The sequence below is a fragment of the Streptomyces griseus subsp. griseus genome (genome assembly GCF_003610995.1).
GTDB lineage: Bacteria > Actinomycetota > Actinomycetes > Streptomycetales > Streptomycetaceae > Streptomyces.
Genome location: NZ_CP032543.1, coordinates 1,512,134 through 1,531,194, shown reverse-complemented (window position 1 = coordinate 1,531,194; position 19,061 = coordinate 1,512,134). Strand labels below are relative to the sequence as shown.

Below are 19,061 nucleotides of genomic sequence, written 5' to 3'. Positions count from 1 at the left end.
TCACCTGGGCGGAACGGGCGCACCGGCGCGCGCGACCCCCTCCAGCAGCGCCGCGATCTCCGCGTGCCCCGTGTGCCGGTCCACCCCCGCCGCCGGCTCCCCGTCCCGCAGCAGCTCCACGGTCACCGTCTCCTCGCCGTCGGCCAGGTCCCGCCGGACCACCGCGTCGAGGCCGGTCCCGTACGCCTCCTCCAACTGCCGCAGCAGCTCCTGCTCCTGGTCGAGGCCGGCTAGCCGCCGTGCCTCCTCCAGCGCCACCCCGACCACCGCCTCCTGCCCCGGCGCCGCCGCTCCGTGCTCCAGCAGCGCCCGCACCGTCCGCAGCGAGCCGCGCTGCGCCGCCAGGACCAGCATCGGCTCGCCCTGGGGGCCGGGCAGCAAGGGGTCCGCGCCCCCGGCGAGCAGCACCTCCACCGTCGGGGCGTGGCCGAGACCCACCGCCCACCGCAGCGCCGTGAACCCGAACTCCTCGCGCAGATCCGGCTGCGCCCCGGCGGCCAGCAGAGCCTCCACCACCTCGGTGTGCCCGCCGCACGCCGCCCCGCACAGCGGCAGGTCGCCCGCCTCGGGTCCGCTCACCCGGTCGGGATCGGCGCCCGCCGCGAGCAGGAGCCGTACCGCTTCCGGCAGGTCCTGGACCGCCGCCAGATAGAGCGCCGTCGTGCCCTCCTCGTCACTCGACTCGGCCCGCGCACCCGCGCGCAGCGCCCGTACGACAGCGTTCTGGTCCCCGTACAGCGCATCGAACAGGCTTGGTTCATCCCTGATCGGCTCGTTCGTCATGCTTCGACCCTACGGTGGCCGGAATGGCACTCAGGTGTCGCACTCCAGTCGCGTACGACACAGTCCGCACCGTGCGACGGTCCGGCCCCGGACGGGGAGCCGGATGCGCTGGTGGCAGGTGGGGCAGGGGAAGGAGACCCGCAGCCCCTCGCGGCCGGAGTCGAAGGCGTAGGGAACGCTCGGGTCCGCGCCCGTTCCGGGGTGGTCCTGGGCGTACCGCCGGTCCTTGGCGTACCGCCGCCGTCCCGCCCACCCGGCCGCCGTCAGCGGGGGCCGGCGCAGATCGTCTAGGGCGTGCGCCCGCCCCTTGGTGTACGCCGTGTACGCCTGCGGGCTGGTGAACCAGGGCGAGGGGTCCTCGTCGAAGACCAGCGCCCGCTTGGCCAGGACGTACCCGAACTCCTCCGGCGTCAGATAGCCCAGCTTCTGCCGGGACACGGCGTCCTCCCGGAACGCGTCCAGCAGCAGCCAGCCCGCGCCGAGATAGGCGGTCACGGTGTCGGTGAGGATCTCGTTGTCCCGGGTGCCGGGGAACTCCAGGTCCAGCCGGTGCAGCAGGACATGGGTGATCTCGTGGGCGAGCGCCGCGCCGATGTCCCTGCGGTGGGTGCGGAACCGGTCGTTCAGTTCGATGAAGTATTCGGGGCCCGCGGTCAGTTCCACGCTCGCCGCGTGCTCCATCGCGCGGAAGCCGACGATCATGCGGGCGTCGGGCAGACGGAGGTGCTGGACCAGGGCCCGTGCCACCCGCTGGGTGCCGAGGTGGAGATCGTCCGCGTCGGAGAAAGCGGCATCGGCGGGGACCAGGCTGGCGCCGTAGGTGTGGACGCCGTCCGGGGAGAGCCGCCGGTACAGCGCGGTGATCGCGGACCGGACCGTGTCCAGATGCGGAAAGCCGTGGACGACCGGTGCGCCCGGACTGCCGTTGCTCACGTCCGTACCCCCATCCGCTCCGGCCGAGGGCCCCCGCCCCCGGCCGCTCTCCACTGTAGGCCGGGGGCGTCCGGGGGGAGCGGGAACCGCCGTGGTGAGCTTGGCCGAAAAGTGTGCCTTGTGGCAGCGGTGAACGGCTCTCGATAATCGGATGGCCTTGACGGGTTCATGACCATCACGTCGCGTCGTCGTCCCGCCGTGGTTCCCACCGCAACCCCCCACGAAAGAAGGCAGTCCGTGAACCAGCTCCTGCGTGCGCTGAAGAGATGTTCCGTCGTCGTCGCCACCGTCGCCATAGCGGTCGTCGGCCTCCAGCCCGTCACCGCCTCGGCCGCCCCCAACCCCGTCGTCGGCGGAACCCGGGCCGCCCAGGGCGAGTTCCCCTTCATGGTCCGGCTCTCCATGGGCTGCGGCGGCGCCCTCTACGCCAAGGACATCGTCCTCACCGCCGCCCACTGCGTGAACGGCTCCGGCAACAACACCTCGATCACCGCCACCGGCGGGGTCGTCGACCTCCAGTCGTCGAACGCCGTCAAGGTCCGCTCCACCAAGGTCCTCCAGGCCCCCGGTTACAACGGAGCCGGCAAGGACTGGGCGCTCATCAAGCTCGCCCAGCCCATCAACCAGCCCACCCTCAAGATCGCCACCACCACCGCCTACAACCAGGGCACGTTCACCGTCGCCGGCTGGGGCGCCAACCGCGAGGGCGGCAGCCAGCAGCGCTACCTGCTGAAGGCCAACGTCCCGTTCGTCTCCGACGCCGCCTGCCGCGCCGCCTACGGCAACGAGCTCATCGCGGCCGAGGAGATCTGCGCCGGCTACCCCGACACCGGCGGCATCGACACCTGCCAGGGTGACTCCGGCGGCCCGATGTTCCGCAAGGACAACGCCAACGAGTGGGTCCAGGTCGGCATCGTCAGCTGGGGCTACGGCTGCGCCCGGCCCGGCTACCCCGGCGTCTACACCGAGGTCTCGACCTTCGCCTCCGCCATCGCCTCGGCGGCCGCCACGCTCTGACGCCGCTGACGGCCGATCACGGCTGAACCACCCCGGGGGCGTCCGTACGATCGGACGCCCCCGGACCGGGCTCGGGGGCGCCGGTAAGCACCGGCGTCCCCGGACCCAGCTCGGGGGTGCCGGCACGCACCGGCGTCCCCGGACCCAGCTCCACCCACGCCCCGCCCGCACCCTCCAGCTCCAGCACCCACACCTCGTTGACGCCGTCACGGAGCACCGGCCCTGGCACGTACAGCGTCTCCTGCGGGCCCGCCGACCAGTACCGGCCCAGGCAGAAGCCGTTCACCCAGACGAAGCCGCGCGTCCAGCCGGGCAGCCGCAGCCCCGCGTGGCCGACGCCCTCCGTCCCCTCGACGGTGAACGTCCCCCGGAACAACCCGGTGCCCCCGGAAACCCCCGGTACCGGCCCGAACGCAACCCCCGCCACCGCGTCCGCCTCCTCGAAGGCGTCCAGCCGCAGCCCCCGGGCCCGTACACCGTGCAGATACTGCCGCTCGTGCAGCACCCCGCCCGTGATCCCCTTCGGCTCACCCAGGCGCGGCCCGTAGTTGACCCGGCCCAGCGACTCCACCCACAGCTCCACCTCCGCCGGACCCGCCACCGGCTCCGGCAGCGTGGCGCTCTCCTCGGTCAGCACGCCCGCCCGGACCCCGTCCACGTACACCACCGCCCGGTCCCGCAGCCCGGCGGCGGTCAGCGGGTACGGGATGCGCGGCCCGGGCACCGCCACCCGGTAACGCACCAGCCCCGGCCGACCCCCAGCTCCTCGAAGGCCGGCGCCGCCCCGGACTCCGGCTCCTCCGGATCACCCAGCGCCTCCAGTACGTCACCGAGCCCGGCCCACCCGTCCAGCTCCACCCGCACCGGCCCGGCCAGACCTTTCGGCTCCGGCGGCAGCGCGGGCAGCGTGCCCTCGGCGTACTCCGCCAGCACCTTCCGGAACAGGTGGAACTTCTCCGTGGCCCGCCCGTACTCGTCGACCGGCGCGTCGTAGTCGTACGACGTCACCGTCGGCTGGAACTGACCGTCCTGCACCGGACCGCCCCGGTTCGCCCCCGCCCACCCCGCGAAGTTCGTCCCGCCGTGCGCCATGTAGATGTTCACCGACGCCCCGCACTCCAGGATCTCCCGCAGCGCCTCCGCCGCCTGCCCGGCGTCCCGTACGACGGGTTCGGCCCCCAGTGGTCGAACCAGCCGCACCAGAACTCCATGCACATCAGCGGCCCCTTCGGCTGATGGCGGCGCAGCACCTCGAAATCCTCCCGCGCCCCCGAACCGAAGTTCGCCGTCGCGAGCAGCCCCGGCACGGAACCGCCGGTCAGCATGTGGTCCTCCGGGCCGTCCGACGTGAACAGCGGCACGCTCACCCCGCACCGCCGCAACAGCCCCGCCAGCCACTCCAGATACACCGCGTCGGAGCCGTAACTCCCGTACTCGTTCTCCGCCTGCACCAGGATCACCGGGCCGCCCCGGCCGATCTCCCGCTCCACCACCTGCGGCAGCAGCTCCCGGAACCACCGCTCCACCACCGCCCGGTAGCCGTCGTCCCGCGTCCGCACCCGTCGACCGAACCGGCCCGTCACCCAGAGGGGCAGCCCGCCGTTCTCCCACTCGGCACAGATGTACGGACCCGGGCGCACGATCGCCCACAGCCCGGCCCGCTCCACCGCGTCCAGGAACCGGCCCAGCGCCCCCACATCCCGGTACGCGCCCTCGCGCTCCTCGTGCAGATTCCACGGCACGTACGTCTCGACGCAGTTCAGCCCCATCGCCGCCAGCATCGCCAGCCGGTGGTCCCACTGCTCCTCGTGCACCCGGAAGTAGTGCAGGGCACCCGACAGCAGGCGCACGGGCTTCCCGCCGATCCGGAAGTGGTCGTCCCCCACGGTGAAGTCGGTCATCGTGCTCGTACGCTCCTGTGCTCCGCCGCACCCGGCGGCCCTGGCGTGAAATGGTCCGACCACTGTGACCTCTGGCGTCACGACGGGTCCATGGACAAAGATCGCTGCTGATTGGACGCAACGGACCCCATGGACGCGACGAATCCATGACCCTGGGAGGGGAAGGCCGCGATGTACCACACCTGGATGCGCTTCTTCACCCCCAGCCCGCTCCACCACCGCCTCGGCCTCGTCTGCCTCGGCGTCGGTCTCCAGCACGGCGCCCTGCCCACCGTCGGCCCCCGCACCCTCGACCACCACGTCGCCGTGATCGTCAACTCCGGCACCGGCTGGTTCGCCGGCCCCGACGGACGCCGCACCCCCGTCACCGGCCCCACCCTGATCTGGCTCACCCCCGGAACCCCGCACCACTACGGCGCCGACCCCGGCACCGGCTGGGACGAGAGCTTCGTCGACTTCACCGGCCCCGCCACCACCACGTACACCGAGCTCGGCTGCATCGAACCCGACCGCCCCCTCGTCCCGCTCTCCGACACCGCCGCCCCCCGCGCCGCCGTCGGCCGCATCGTGCGCGCCGCCCGCCGCGGCAACCCCCTGCTGGAGGTCGAGACCGCGGCCGCCGTCCACGAACTCCTGGTCTCCCTGCGCCGCGCCCGCGCCGACCTCGGCCCCGACGGCGACCCGGTCCTCCAGGCGCTCGCCCGCGACGCCTACCAGCCGCTCACCGTCGCCGAGCACGCCGCGAAACACGGCATGACCCCCGCCGAACTGCGCACCGCCGTGCGGCGCGGCGCCGGATGCAGCCCCAAGGACTACCTGCTCACCATCCGCCTCGGCCGGGCCAAGGAACTGCTCGCCGCCACCGACCTCCCCGTCGCCGCCGTCGCCCGCCGCGTCGGCTACGACGACCCCGCCTACTTCTCCCGCCTCTTCGCCCGCCGCGTCGGCACCGCCCCCGTCCGCTTCCGCGAGCAGCAGGGGCGCAGCGTCCCCGGCGGCTGGAGCGACCAGGTGCCCGACCCGGACGACCCGCCGATGATCCGGCCGTGAGGAGGGACGTCTAAGCTCGCTGACCATGAGTACGAGCGAAATCGACGCGTCCGTCCAGGCCGAGCTGAACCGGCTGCGCGAGTCCATCGACAACATCGACGCCGCCGTCGTCCACATGCTCGCCGAGCGCTTCAAGGCCACCCAGCAGGTCGGCCGCCTCAAGGCCGACCACCAGCTCCCGCCCGCCGACCCGGCCCGCGAGACCCGCCAGATCACCCGGCTGCGGCAGCTCGCGCAGAGCGCCAACCTGGACCCGGCGTTCGCCGAGAAGCTGCTGAACTTCATCATCGCCGAGGTCATCCGCCACCACGAGCGCATCGCGGAGGAGACGGGGAACGGGAACGCTACGGCCACCGAGGCCTGACGGGCGGCCCGCCGGGACGCCCGCCGCGCCCCGGCGCCGGTCCGCCCACCCGACCTCGCGCTCAGCCTCCGGCCCGCCACCGCCACCAGCCCCGCGCCGGGCCGTCCCCCCGGTCCCACGCCGAGCCTCCCGTACGCCACCCCCGCGCCCACCCTCCCGCGCGCACCACCGCCACCACCCCTGCACCGGCCACCGCCCCCAGCACCGGCCCGCCCCCGTACACCCACAGCAGCCCGGGCTCGCCCGACAGCAGCGCCGGGCCCAACTGCCGGGCCGGGTTGGCCGATCCGCCGCTCAGCGGACCGAGCACCGCGATCACCAGGGCGGTGACCAGCCCGACGGCGTACGGGAGAAGTCTTCGGCCCACCGGATGCGCCTGGAGCCCGGCGAGCAGCAGCGCCGACCCGGCCAGCACCCCGGCCTCGGCCGCCATGACGGCCCCCTCGCCCCAGCCCGGACCGGGCCGCACCACCGCGTGGGAGACCGGCGGCCGGGCGACCACCGGCCCCCACACCAGCCCCGCCAGCCACGTCCCCACCACCGAGCCGCCGAACTGCGCGGCGGCGTACGGCACCACCTCCCGCCCCGGGAACGCCCCGATCCGCCACAGGGCGAGGGTGACCGCCGGGTTCAGGTGCCCGCCCGAGCGCCGCCCGGGCGCGGAGCGGACGAGGGCGGTGAGCAGCGCGCCGACCCCCGCCCCGAGCAGGACGAACGCCGTCCCGCTCCCTCCGTACCCGTCCGGTGCGAAGAGCCACCGCACCCCGCTCACGACGCCCAGGAGCAACAGCGCCGTCAGCCCGAACTCGTCAGCGGCACGGCGCGGCAGACCGGGGGAGCGGGCAGGGGGAGCGGAGCCGGCATCGCGCGCAGGCGTGAGTGTCATGAGGATGTCCTCGGTACTCGGTGTGCCGCGCCCAGGAGATGGTAAGCGGCCACTGCCCCCAGGGGGTATCCGCCCGCCCCGGTCCGCCCGTACGCCCAGCGAGAACCCCCCTGCGCCCGCCCCACGCCGTACGGCAGCATGGCCCCCATGTCCGTACTGACGCGCGACGAAGCGCAGACCCGAGCCCAGATCATCGACGTGGAGCGGTACACGATCGCCCTCGACCTCACCACCGGCGAGGAGACCTTCGACTCCAGGACCGCCGTCCGGTTCACCGTCCGCGCGGCGGGTGACACCTTCGTCGAGGTCAGGCCCGCCACCCTGCGCTCCATCGCTCTGGACGGACAGCCCTGGACCCCGCCCTCCTCGACGGGAACCGCTACCCCCTCACCGGCCTCACCCCCGGCGTCCACGAACTGCGGGTGGACGCCGCGATGAGCTACTCGCGCACCGGCGAGGGGATGCACCGCTTCACCGACCCCGCCGACGGCGAGACGTACCTCTACACGCAGCTGTTCATGGAGGACGTCCAGCGGGTCTTCGCCGCCTTCGACCAGCCCGACCTCAAGTCCGTCTTCGCCATCGAGGTCACTGCCCCCGAAGGCTGGACCGTCCTCGGCAACGGCGTCGCCGAACACACCGGCGACGGGCGCTGGACCATCGCGCCCACCCCTCTCATCTCCACCTACCTCGTCGCCGTCGCCGCGGGCCCCTGGCACTCGGTCACCACCCGGCACGCCGGACTGCCCTTCGGCCTCCACTGCCGGCGCTCCCTCGCGCCCTACCTGGACGCCGACGCGGACGAGATCCTCTCCATCACCCGCGCCTGCTTCGACCGGTACCACGAGAAGTTCGACGAGCCCTACCCGTTCGACTCCTACGACCAGGCCTTCGTCCCCGAGTTCAACGCGGGCGCCATGGAGAACCCCGGACTCGTCACCTTCCGCGACGAGTTCGTCTACCGCTCGGCCGTCACCGACACCGAGCGCCAGACCCGCGCCATGGTCGTCTCCCACGAGATGGCCCACATGTGGTTCGGCGACCTCGTCACCCTCAGCTGGTGGGACGACATCTGGCTGAACGAGTCCTTCGCCGAGTACATGGGCTACCAGACCCTCACCGAAGCCACCCGGTTCACCGACACCTGGGTCGAGTTCGGTGTCGCGCGCAAGGGCTGGGGCTACGACGCCGACCAGCGCCCCTCCACCCACCCGGTCGCCCCCGACCCCGAGGCCGTGCCCGACACCGCCTCCGCGCTCCTCAACTTCGACGGCATCAGCTACGCCAAGGGCGCCTCCGCGCTCCGCCAGCTCGTCGCCTGGCTCGGCGAGAAGGACTTCCTCGCCGGGATCAACACCCACTTCGCCCGGCACAAGTTCGCCAACGCGACCCTCGCCGACTTCATCGACAACCTCGCCTCCGCCACCGACCGCGACGTCCACGCCTGGGCCGAGCAGTGGCTGCGCACCTCCGGCGTCGACACCCTCACCGCCGACGTCCACGAGCCCACCGGGCCCACCGATGCCGGACAGTCCTGGGCGCTCGCCGTGGAGCGCGACGGCAGCCGCCCCCACCGCATCACCGTCTCCACCTTCGACCACGCCCTCAACACCCAGGCGGGCCCCGGCCACCTCGCCCCGCGCGACCGCTTCGAACGCGACATCCCCGGCGACGGCACACCCCTGGTCCGCCCCGGCCGCCGCCCCGCCCTCGTGGTCCTCAACGACGGCGACCTCACCTACGCCAAGATCCGCCTCGACGCAGCCTCCTGGGACACCGCCCTCACCCACCTCTCCGCGATCCCCGACGCCCTGACCCGGGCCGTCATCTGGAACGCGGCCCGCGACATGGTCCGCGACGGCGAGCTGGACCCGGCGCGCTACCTCACCGCCGCCCGCACCCACCTCCCGTACGAGAGCGACCTCGCCCTCGTCCAGGGCGTCCTGGCCTTCGCCGACGGCCAGATCGCCGCCCGCTACACCACACCCGAGACCCGCCCGGCCGCCCTCGCCACCCTCTCCAGCCTCTGCCGCGACCTGATCCGCCGCACGGAGGACGGCTCCCACCCGGGCCTGCGCCTCACCGCCGTACGCCACTTCATCGACGCCGCCACCCAGCCGGACACCCTCCAGAGCTGGCTCACCGAGGGCACCGTCCACGGCGGACCCGAACTCGACCCCGAGCTGCGCTGGCGCATCCTCACCCGCCTCGCCGTCCTCGGCGCCACCGACGAGGCGGCCATCGACGCCGAACTCGCCGCCGACCCCAGCGCCACCGGCCGCGAAGGCGCCGCCCGCTGCCGGGCCGCCCTGCCCACCCCCGAGGCCAAGGCCGCCGCCTGGCAGGCCATGTTCGGCGACGACACCCTGTCCAACTACCTGTTCACCGCCACCGCCCAGGGCTTCTGGCAGCCCGGCCAGGGCGAACTGCTGAGCGCGTACGTCGACCGCTTCTACCCCGACGCCACCGCACTCGCCGCCCGCCGCGGCCCGGCCATCGCGGAGGCCGCCGGACGCTACGCCTTCCCCGCGTACGCCGTCGACACCGAGAGCCTCGCCACCGGCACCCGCGCCCTCAAGGACCCGGCCCTCATCCCGGCCCTGCGCCGCAAGCTGGTCGACCAGCTGGACGACCTCCGCCGCGCCCTGGCCGTACGCACGACGGAACACTGAGCCGACGGACGGGGTGAGGGGCCGGCGGGCATCACCTGCCCGCCGGCCCCTCACCCCTCGGGTCCGCCGCCCGCAGATCCGCCAGCAGCTCCGCCTGCCCGGTCAGCACCTCCGTCAGGATCGTCCGCGCCACCCGCAGCAGCTCCGCCACCTCCGGGGCGGCCAGCGTGTAGTACACGGCCGAACCCTCCCGCCGCGCCACCACCAGACCCGCCCGGCGCAACACCGCCAGCTGCTGCGAGAGATGGGCGGCCTCGACCCCCATCACCGCCAGCATCTCCGAGACCGCGTGCTCACGTTCGCTGAGCAGCTCCAGCACCCGGATGCGCACCGGATGCCCCAGGGTCTTGAAGAACTCGGCCTTCAGCCGGTACAGCGGCGTACTCACCGGTGGGCCCCCGTTCCGTACCGCGCCGCACCGCGCGCGGACCAGCCGGTACAGCGCGTCGGGCGAACTCTCTTCTCCATGGGTTCATCCTCGCGCCTTCCCGGCGCGAGGATGAACCGGGGCCGAAGGGGTCAGGCCTTCTTCAGGAACTCGGTCCTCAGCACGAGCCCCTTCACCTTCTTCGTGTTGCACTCGATCTCGCCCGCACGGCCCGTGAGCCGGATGTTCTTCACGAGCGTGCCACGCTTGAGCGTCTCCGACGTGCCCTTCACCTTCAGGTCCTTGACCGTGGTCACGGAGTCACCGTCCGCCAGCACGTTCCCGTTGCCGTCCTTCACGACGATGTCGCTCATGGTGCGTTCCTGCCTTTCCCACACCCGCGCAGCTCTTGCGGCGGGAATCCTGATCTCACCGGCCTCGGGACCCCGCCGGCCGCCGCAGCGGAAACGTGACCCAGATGCTCTTCCCGCCCTCGTCCGCGTCCCCCCGCACCACCGCGCTGCCGCCCAGCTCCAGCGTCAGCTCCATCACCGTGGCCAGCCCCCGCCCGGCACCGGTGACGGCCGGGGTGTGGAGCGCGGGACGGTACGGGTGCCGGTCGTGGACGCCGAACGCGAACGCGTCCGGCCCGCCCGCGAAGATCACCGTCACATTCGGGGAGAGCACCGCCGCGTGGCGCACACTGTTGGCCACCAGCTCGCTCAGGATGAGCAACGCGGGCCCCGTACAAGGCTCCTGCGGGCCCACGCCCCACTCCGCCAGCTCCTGTTCCGTCGTCTCCCGCGCGATCCGCACCGCCGAGCCCATCGTGGGCAGCGTCAGCACATGGCGGTACGGCAACGACGCATGGGCCCTGGTCACCGGGCAGCCTCCTCGGCGGCTGCGGCCTCCACCGGGCCGCGACCGGGGCGCGAGCACCCCCGCCTCCCGCAACCGGTCGCGCGCCCCCGCGATCGCCTCCGGCGTGGTCGCGTACTCCCGGCCCTCCCGCCGCAACAGCTCCAGCGCCCCCACCGACTCCAGCGCCCGCCGCTGCCCGGGGCGGATGCCCGAGGCCAGGACCGCGATGCCCCGCCGGTTCAGCTGGTGCACCGCGTCCTTCAGCATCAGCGCACCCGACGCGTCCACCGTCGTCACCCGCGACATCCGCAGGATCACCACCCGTACGTCCGCCACCTCCGACAGCGTCAGCAGGAAGCGGTGCGCCCCCGCGAAGAACAACGGGCCGTCGATCCGGTACGCCACGATGTGCTCGGCCAGCAGCGCGTGCTCCTCCTCACCGTGCGCCCCCGGCAGGTCCGCGTCCCGGTCCTCCCGCAGGTCCACCCGGTCCATCCGCGCCTCACCCGCCACCGCCCGCAACGCCAGCGCCCCCGCCACCACCAGCCCGATCACCACCGCCAGCACCAGATCCAGCACCAGCGTCGCGGTGGCCGTCAGCACCAGCACCACCGCGTCCGAACGCGTGGCCCGGACCATCGCCCGCAGCGCCCCCACCTCCACCATCCGCACCGCCGTCGCCAGCAGCACCCCGGCCAGGGCGGCGAGCGGGATCCGGGAGACCAGCGGGGCCGCCGCGAACACGATCACCGCCAGCACCGCCGCATGGGCCAGCGCCGCGAGCCGGGACGAGGCACCGGTACGGACATTGACCGCCGTACGGGCGATCGCCGCCGTGGCGGGCACCCCGCCGAACAGCGGGGCCGCCAGATTGGCGACGCCCTGCCCGAACAGCTCCCGGTCCGGGTCGTGCTTCTGCCCCACCGTCATCCCGTCCGCCACCGTCGCCGACAGCAGCGACTCCAGCGCCGCCAGGGCCGCCACCGCGACCGCCGGCGCCACCAGCGAACCCAGCGCCGACACCTCCAGAAACCCCAGCGAAGGCGCGGGCAGCCCGGCCGGCAGCGCCCCGATCGGCTCGGCGCCCAGGCCGAACACCCCCACCGCCACCGTCGCCAGCGCCACCGCGACCACCGAGAACGGGACCGTCGGGAACCGCCGCGCCCCGAGCAGCATCACCCCGGCCACCCCCACGGTGATGGAGAGGGCCGTCACATCCGGGTGCGCGGCGAACTCCCGCACCGCCCGCCACGCCACCACCAGCACCTTGTCGCCCTCGGGCACCGTCACGCCCAGCGCGTTCGGGACCTGCTGAAGGGCGATGACCCCCGCGATGCCGAACGTGAACCCCTCCACCACCGGCGCGGGGACGTACCGCATGGACCTCCCCGCCCGCAGCAGCGCCAGACCGATCAGCAGCGCCCCCGCCATCAGCCCCACGGTCAGCACCCCGCCCGGACCGTGCTGGGCGACGATCGGCACCAGGACCACCGTCATCGCCCCGGTCGGCCCGACACCTGGAGGTTCGACCCGCCGAACACCGCCGCCAGCGCCCCGGCCACCACCGCCGTCGCGAGCCCCGCCTCGGCACCGAGCCCCGAGGAGACCCCGAAGCCCAGCGCGAGCGGCAGCGCCACGATCGCCACGGTGAGCCCGGCGAGCAGATCACGACGAGGGTTACGGGTCATGGCCGCGAAGTCCGCCCGTGCGGGCAGCAACGCCCGCACCCGGCCCCAGGACGAGATGTTCCTGGCCGACGTCACCGCGAGGACACCTCGGCCTCCCGCAGCTCCGCGAGGAGCCCGTCCCGGCCCACCAGCATCTCGGTCAGGATGCGCCGCGCCGCCCGCATCAGCTCGGCGACGTCACCACCGGCCAGCTCGTACACCACCGTCGAACCCTCCCGGGTCGCGGTCACGATCCCCGACCTGCGCAACACCGCCAGCTGCTGCGACAGGGACGACGGCTCCACCTCGATCGCCGCCAGCAGCTCCCGTACGGGGAGCGGACCGTCCTGGAGCAGCTCCAGGACCCTGATGCGGACCGGATGCCCGAGCATCCGGAAGAACTCGCCCTTCGCCTGGTACAGGGGGACCGCCATCGCTCCGGGCTCTCCTCGGCCGTACGCCACCACCGCGGGCGGGGGAGCCGAGCGGGGGCCGTACCGCACGGGTGGCGGCGGGACGGCCCCCACAGCATGTAGTGAATTGCAGAATTTCGCAATTAGTTGATTCACCGGCCCCGCCGGGCTGCCCGCCCCGAGCCCGGAGCCCGGAGGACCCGCCGCACCCGGCCCCGTAACACCTGTCACACCCGCCCCGAGGACCCACCCGTACACCCGTCCCGGAACCGCACGCCCTTACCACCAAGCTCCCCGGCAAGCGGCACACACCGGTCAGCAGTACCCCTTTCGAGTTCAGATCGTTGACCTCTTCGGCCGCGCCGCCCAAAACCCGGGACAAGCTGGCATGTCCACCCCCCCCGCCTCCCGAAGGACCACCCCACCCATGCCCACCCCACCCCTCGCCGGAGGCACCGCGGGCCCCGCCGCACTGCGCCCCCTCATCGACACCGTGCTCACCGCACTCCACGACGGCGCGGCCCACCGGGACGGCCCCCTCCCCGCCGGCGGACCCGACACCGTCACCCCCCGCACCCGCACCGCCACCCACCCCCTCATCCCCGACCACGGCACCGGCGCCCACCACGCCCTCCGCACCCTCGTCACCGCCCTCACCGAAGGGGCCGCCGACCCCGCCCACCCCCTCTGCGCCGCCCACCTCCACACCCCGCCCCTCGCCCTCGCGGCCGCCGCCGACCTCGCCGCCAGCGCCCTCAACCCCTCCATGGACTCCTGGGACCAGGCCCCCGCCGCCTCCGCCCTCGAAGCCGACCTCACCACCGCACTCGCCGCCGAGATCTACCCCCACGCCCCCTCACCCGACGCCGTCATCACCACCGGCGGCACCGAGGCCAACCAACTCGCCCTCCTCCTCGCCCGCGAACGCCACGGCCCCGTCCAGACCGTCTGCGCCACCAACACCCACCACAGCATCGCCCGCGCCGCCTGGCTCCTCGGGCTCCCCGAACCCGTTGCCCTCCCCGCCCCCACCGGCACCCTCGACCCCACCGCCCTCGACGAAGCCCTCACCCGCCTCGACCGCCCCCTCCTCGTCATCGCCACCGCCGGAACCACCGACACCGGCCAGATCGACCCCCTCGGCGCCATCGCCGACCTCTGCGCCACCCACGGAGCCGAACTCCACATCGACGCGGCCTACGGCGGACCCCTCCTCTTCAGCCCCACCCACCGCACCCTCCTCCACGGCCTCGACCGCGCCCAGAGCATCACCCTCGACCTGCACAAACTCGGCTGGCAACCCGCCTCCGCCGGTCTCTTCGCCGTCCCCGAACGCCACCAGCTCACCCCCCTCCACCACCACGCCCCCTACCTCAACGCCGACGACGACACCGAAGCCGGCCTCCCCGACCTCCTCGGCCGCTCCCTGCGCACCACCCGCCGCCCCGACGCCCTCAAGATCGCCGTCACCCTCCAGGCCCTCGGCCGCACCGGACTCGCCGACCTCATCGACCGCACCGTCGCCACCGCCCACCACCTCGCCGACCTCATCACCCGGACCCCCGCCCTCGACCTCTACGACCGCCCCACCATCTCCACCGTCCTCTTCCGCCCCACCAACGCCGACGACCACAGCGTCGCCACCCTCCGCCGCACCCTCCTCAACCGCGGCCACGCCGTCCTCGGCCGCGCCCACGCCGCGGGCCGCCTCTGGCTCAAGGCCACCCTCCTCAACCCCCACACCACCCCCCAGGACCTCCAGGCCCTCATCGACCTGGTCACCGCCACCACCACCGGCCTGGCGGTCACCACCACCCCCCGCACGGAAGGCAACACCCCGCGATGACCGACCGGCCCGCCCCCGACCGGCCCGCCCCCACCCCCGGACCCGACCGCCCCCACGACCTCGTCGGCATCGGCATCGGCCCCTTCAACCTCTCCCTCGCCGCCCTCGCCCACAACCTCCCCACCGCCCCCGACGACCCCCGCCCCCTCGCCGCGACCTTCTACGAACAACGCCCCGCCTTCCACTGGCACCCCGGCCTCCTCCTCGACGGCGCCAGCCTCCAAGTCCCCTTCCTCGCCGACCTCGTCACCCTCGCCGACCCCTCCAGCCCCTGGAGCTTCCTCAACTACCTCCGCACCCGCGACCGGCTCTTCCCCTTCTACTTCGCCGAGCGCTTCCACATCCAACGAGCCGAGTACGACGCCTACTGCCGTTGGGTCAGCGAACAGCTCCCCGGACTCCACTTCGGCCACCAGGTCGACGCCGTCCGCTGGAACACCGAACGCGCCCTCTTCGAAGTCGACTTCACCCAACTCGACCCCGACGGCGAAGCCGAAGCCCTCGGCCGCGCCTACACCCGCCACATCGCCCTCGGCATCGGCACCGAACCCTTCGTACCCGAACCCCTGCGCCCCCTCGCCGAAGCCGAATCCGTCCCCGTACTCCACTCCGCCGACTACCTCCGCCATCGCGAACAACTCCTCGCCGCCGACCACATCACCGTCATCGGCTCAGGACAGTCCGGCGCCGAGATCTTCCTCGACCTCCTCCGCGCCCGCCCCGAAGGCGCCGAGAAGATCCACTGGCTCGCCCGCACCCAGGCCTTCGCCCCCATGGAATATTCCAAGCTCGGCCTGGAGCACTTCACCCCCGACTACAGCCGCTACTTCCACGCACTCCCCGAAACCGCCCGCGACGAACTCGTCCCCCGCCAATGGCAGCTCCACAAGGGCATCGACGCCGACACCATCGCCGCCATCCACGACGAGCTCTACCGCCGCACCCTCCACGGCGGCTGGCCCGACGCCACCCTCACCCCCGGCGTCCACGTCCGCACCGCGGGCCGCCTCGCCAACACCCGCGTCGAACTCCACCTCGAACACACCCAGCAGGGCACCCGCTCCCGCCTGACCACCGACGCCGTCATCCTCGCCACCGGGTACCGCGAACGCCCCCTCGACGCCCTCCTCGGCGGCCTCGACCCCTACCTCCGCCGCGACGCCTCCCACCGCCCCCGCATCGACGACCAGTACCGCCTCGTCCTCGACCGCGACGTCACCGGCCACGTCTACGTGCAGAACGCCGAACGCCACACCCACGGCGTCGGCGCCCCCGACCTCGGCCTCGCCGCCTGGCGCAGCGCCACCATCCTCAACAACCTCACCGGCACCACCCCCTACCCGCTCCCCGAACGCACCGCCTTCACCACCTTCGGCCTCACCACCGACCACCCCCGCGTCCCCGCCCAGGCCCCCGCCCTCATCCCCCTCAGCCAGTCCGTCTGACCCACCGGAACGCGGAGCGGCCCGGGACCCCACCGAAGGAGACCCGGGCCGAACCACCAGCACACCGCGCAGGGTTACGGGAACACCGGCGTCCCCTCACGCGTCAGCCGCCACCCCACCGAAGCGAACGCCGCCGGATCCACCGATCCCTTCGCCTGCACCCACGCGATGATCGTGTTCCGGATCTCGTCCGAATTCGCCCACAGCTGCTTCGCCCCCGGAACATGCGGGAAATTGCCCCCACCGCTCGCCCGGTAATTGTTCACCGCGAACACGAACCGCGCCGCCGGATCCACCGGCTTCCCCTCGAAGGACAGCCCCACGATCCGCGACCCCACAGGCTGCGCGATATCGATGTCGTACGTCACCCCCGACACCGCGTCATAGTTGTAATCCGGAATCCCGTCCGCGTTCGTCAGCTTCGCCGTATCCACCGGACCACCCGCCGGCGTCCGCACGTAATACCGCGCCGAATACTCCAGATACTCCTTCAGCTGCGCCCCCGTGAGCAGCCGCGCCTCCAGCGTGTTCTCGAACGGATACAGCCCCGCCGCGTCCCTGATCGTCACATCACCGGCCGGGATCCCCGCCGTACGCGAGAAGCACGACGCCTGCGACAGCACCGGCAGCTTCGCGTACTCCCCGCCCGCCAGCGCCGCCGCCACCGTCTCCGCCTGCACCTGGTTGATCAGATCGATGATCGGCTCGTCCTTCCACGGCGCGTCCGCCGTCGACATCGCCACCACCGACGTACCGATCACCTGGTTGACGTACGCCACCACCTTCCGGTGCTCGCTCCGCAACAGCGAGACCACCTTCCGGTCCTCCGCCACCGTATTCGAGTTCAGCACCTGTGAACCGGCCTTCTCGACCGCCCAGCGCCCCTTCTCCCACACCAGATCGAAATCGAACAACGTCAGCCGCTGCCCCCACTTCGCCGGCTCCGAGAGAACGACCCGCTTCCCCGTCACCTTGTTCGTGACGAAGTGCTCGGCGATCTCCACATGCGCGTGACCCACCAGAATCGCGTCGATCCCCGGCACCTGCTCCGCCACCAGACCCGCCGCGTTCTCGACGTACGGCAACTGATCCCCGTACGACGACGTCCCCGACGAACCCGAATGCGCCGACACGATCACCACATCGGCACCCATCGAACGCAGCTTCGGCACCCACTTCGCCGCCTGCTCCTCCAGCCCCGGGAACACCATCTTCCCGCCCACATTCACCTTGTCCCAGATCGCGATCCCCGGATTCGTCAACCCCAGAACCGCCACCCGCACATCACGCCCGAACGGCGTCCGCAACCGCTTGATCACATACGGGGCGAACGCCGGCCGCAACGTCTTCGCATCCAGCGCGTTCGCCCCCAGCAGCGGAAAATCACACTGCTCCTCGAACTTCCGCAGCACCGGAATCCCGTAATTGAACTCATGGTTCCCCAGCGCCGCCGCGTCATAGCCGATCGCGTTCATCGCCTTGGCCATCGGATGCACCGGACCACGCCGCGCCGTGATCGGATCGACCTTCGCGTAGTAGTACGACAACTGCGTGCCCTGGATCGTGTCACCAGCGTCGATCAGGAGCGTGTTGCGGCGCCCCTTCTCCCGGCGCACCTGATCCACCAGCGTCGAGATCTTCGCCAGACCGACGTCGTTGTGGGCCGCGTCGTCGTACTCCTTGTCGGTGAAGTAGTCCCAGTTGAGGACGTTCCCGTGCAGATCCGTCGTACCCATCACCGTGAACGAGTACCGCTTCCCCGGCCGTCCATGACCGTGCCCGCGTCCGTGCGCCTCGGCCGCACCCGCCGTACCCACGACCGCACCGCCCGCCAACGCCACCCCCGCACCGGCGGCAGCCGAACGGCCCAGAAACGTCCTACGGTCCACGGGGTTCAACGACATCGCTCACTCACTCCTCGTTCAGTACGGGTAACGCGCGTAGATTCTGACCCGCCCCCCGTTCCACGCAACACCCCACGCAGGTTTCGATCCGATGACCACCCCACACACCTCCTCCACACCCGCGCCCCGTGCCACAGTGAACGCATGACCGAAACCCCCACACCTCAGCCCGCAGCCACCACCCACCATCCCTACGGCACCCCCGACACCCCCCACGTCACCGTCCGCGGCGAAGCCCACCTCGAAGCCGATCCCGAAATCGCCCACCTCACCATCACCGTCACCGCCCGGTCCACCGACCGCCGCGCCACCCTCGGCGACCTCACCCGCCGTAACACCACCACCCTCGACCTCATCAAGAGCTACGGCGACACCATCGAAAAGCTCGAAACCAGCACCCTCACCATCAACCCCGAACTCACCCGCCACGGCCGCGCCGAACGCATCCGCTCCTACCACGGTCACATCCAACTCACCCTCACCATCAACGACTTCAGCACCCTCGGCGAACTCACCGCCCGCCTCGCCGACCAGGAACTCACCCGCATCGACGGCCCCTGGTGGTCCCTGCGCCCCACCTCGCCCCACCACGCCGCCGCACGCCGGCAAGCCGTCCGCGAAGCCCTCCAGCGGGCCCGCGAGTACGCCGAAGCCCTCGACACCCGCCTCGGCGCCCTCCTCGAACTCAGCGACACCGGCACCCACCACGGCCCCCTCGGCCGCGCCGCCTTCGCCGAATCCATGCCCTACGCGGCAGCGGCGGGCGGAGCGGAAGCGGACGCCGCCCCCATCGATCTCGAACCCGTACGCCAGAACGTCGACGCCCAGGTCGAAGCCTCGTTCACCCTCATCCCGCCGACTCTCGGATAAACGCTCATCGGAGCGGACCGCCGCACAATTCAACACTTGTCAATAACCCTTCATCCAAAGGTTGTTGAGGTGTCATGCCGAG

At 72.4% G+C, this 19,061-nt stretch carries 14 protein-coding genes and 3 pseudogenes; 7 read left to right on the top strand and 10 right to left on the bottom strand.

All coding sequences use genetic code 11. The features are described 5' to 3' along the window. Entirely contained in the window at positions 1-783 is a 783-nt protein-coding gene (locus D6270_RS07105) for an ankyrin repeat domain-containing protein (protein WP_109166212.1), read from the bottom strand. Positions 784-813: 30 nt separating this feature from the next. Beyond that, entirely contained in the window at positions 814-1,716 is a 903-nt protein-coding gene (locus D6270_RS07100) for a hypothetical protein (RefSeq protein WP_109166213.1), read from the bottom strand. Between the two features lie 237 nt (positions 1,717-1,953). Between D6270_RS07100 and D6270_RS07095 the strand changes: the two genes are divergently transcribed. Further along, complete coding sequence (locus D6270_RS07095; RefSeq protein ID WP_109166214.1) at positions 1,954-2,733, top strand: S1 family peptidase; 780 nt, start codon at positions 1,954-1,956, stop codon at positions 2,731-2,733. Between the two features lie 16 nt (positions 2,734-2,749). Here the strand turns inward: D6270_RS07095 and D6270_RS07090 are convergent. Beyond that, positions 2,750-4,634 (bottom strand): annotated as a pseudogene (locus D6270_RS07090) (beta-galactosidase). A 171-nt stretch (positions 4,635-4,805) separates the two neighbouring features. Between D6270_RS07090 and D6270_RS07085 the strand changes: the two are divergent. Beyond that, positions 4,806-5,684: a helix-turn-helix domain-containing protein gene (locus D6270_RS07085; RefSeq protein WP_109166215.1), complete on the top strand. Its 879-nt coding sequence runs from the start codon at positions 4,806-4,808 to the stop codon at positions 5,682-5,684. A 25-nt stretch (positions 5,685-5,709) separates the two neighbouring features. Beyond that, positions 5,710-6,048, top strand: a complete 339-nt coding sequence (locus tag D6270_RS07080) for a chorismate mutase (RefSeq protein WP_109166216.1) — start codon at positions 5,710-5,712, stop codon at positions 6,046-6,048. 61 nt (positions 6,049-6,109) lie between these two features. Here D6270_RS07080 and D6270_RS07075 read toward each other — a convergent pair whose 3' ends face one another. Continuing rightward, complete coding sequence (locus tag D6270_RS07075; RefSeq protein WP_109166217.1) at positions 6,110-6,934, bottom strand: MIP/aquaporin family protein; 825 nt, start codon at positions 6,932-6,934, stop codon at positions 6,110-6,112. Between the two features lie 147 nt (positions 6,935-7,081). Between D6270_RS07075 and pepN the strand changes: the two are divergent. Beyond that, positions 7,082-9,606: pseudogene (pepN, locus tag D6270_RS07070) on the top strand (aminopeptidase N). Positions 9,607-9,637: 31 nt separating this feature from the next. Here pepN and D6270_RS07065 read toward each other — a convergent pair. The 5 genes and pseudogenes from D6270_RS07065 to D6270_RS07050 all read right to left on the bottom strand — a co-directional run bounded on the left by D6270_RS07065 (position 9,638) and on the right by D6270_RS07050 (position 12,935). Next, positions 9,638-9,994, bottom strand: coding sequence for an ArsR/SmtB family transcription factor (locus D6270_RS07065; RefSeq protein ID WP_109166218.1), 357 nt, complete (start codon positions 9,992-9,994; stop codon positions 9,638-9,640). Between the two features lie 131 nt (positions 9,995-10,125). Further along, positions 10,126-10,347 (bottom strand): alkylphosphonate utilization protein, encoded by a 222-nt coding sequence (locus tag D6270_RS07060; RefSeq protein WP_109166219.1) that lies wholly within the window; start codon positions 10,345-10,347, stop codon positions 10,126-10,128. 55 nt (positions 10,348-10,402) lie between these two features. Continuing rightward, complete coding sequence (locus D6270_RS32835; RefSeq protein WP_109167561.1) at positions 10,403-10,801, bottom strand: ATP-binding protein; 399 nt, start codon at positions 10,799-10,801, stop codon at positions 10,403-10,405. An 87-nt stretch (positions 10,802-10,888) separates the two neighbouring features. Then, positions 10,889-12,522, bottom strand: a pseudogene (locus D6270_RS07055) (SulP family inorganic anion transporter); the annotation flags it as partial. Between the two features lie 71 nt (positions 12,523-12,593). Next, entirely contained in the window at positions 12,594-12,935 is a 342-nt protein-coding gene (locus D6270_RS07050; protein ID WP_109166221.1) for an ArsR/SmtB family transcription factor, read from the bottom strand. A 406-nt stretch (positions 12,936-13,341) separates the two neighbouring features. Here D6270_RS07050 and D6270_RS07045 point away from each other — a divergent pair, with 406 nt between their 5' ends. After that, positions 13,342-14,760, top strand: coding sequence for a pyridoxal phosphate-dependent decarboxylase family protein (locus D6270_RS07045; protein ID WP_109166222.1), 1,419 nt, complete (start codon positions 13,342-13,344; stop codon positions 14,758-14,760). After that, positions 14,757-16,205, top strand: a complete 1,449-nt coding sequence (locus tag D6270_RS07040) for a lysine N(6)-hydroxylase/L-ornithine N(5)-oxygenase family protein (protein ID WP_109166223.1) — start codon at positions 14,757-14,759, stop codon at positions 16,203-16,205. Before D6270_RS07045 ends, D6270_RS07040 begins: the two co-directional genes overlap by 4 nt. Positions 16,206-16,279: 74 nt before the next feature. Here the strand turns inward: D6270_RS07040 and D6270_RS07035 are convergent, their stop codons facing one another. After that, entirely contained in the window at positions 16,280-18,109 is a 1,830-nt protein-coding gene (locus tag D6270_RS07035; RefSeq protein ID WP_109166224.1) for a bifunctional metallophosphatase/5'-nucleotidase, read from the bottom strand. A gap of 144 nt (positions 18,110-18,253) precedes the next feature. On the opposite strand from D6270_RS07035, the gene D6270_RS07030 reads away from it, so the two are divergent. Continuing rightward, positions 18,254-18,979, top strand: coding sequence for an SIMPL domain-containing protein (locus D6270_RS07030; RefSeq protein WP_109166225.1), 726 nt, complete (start codon positions 18,254-18,256; stop codon positions 18,977-18,979). Positions 18,980-19,061 lie beyond the last annotated feature (82 nt).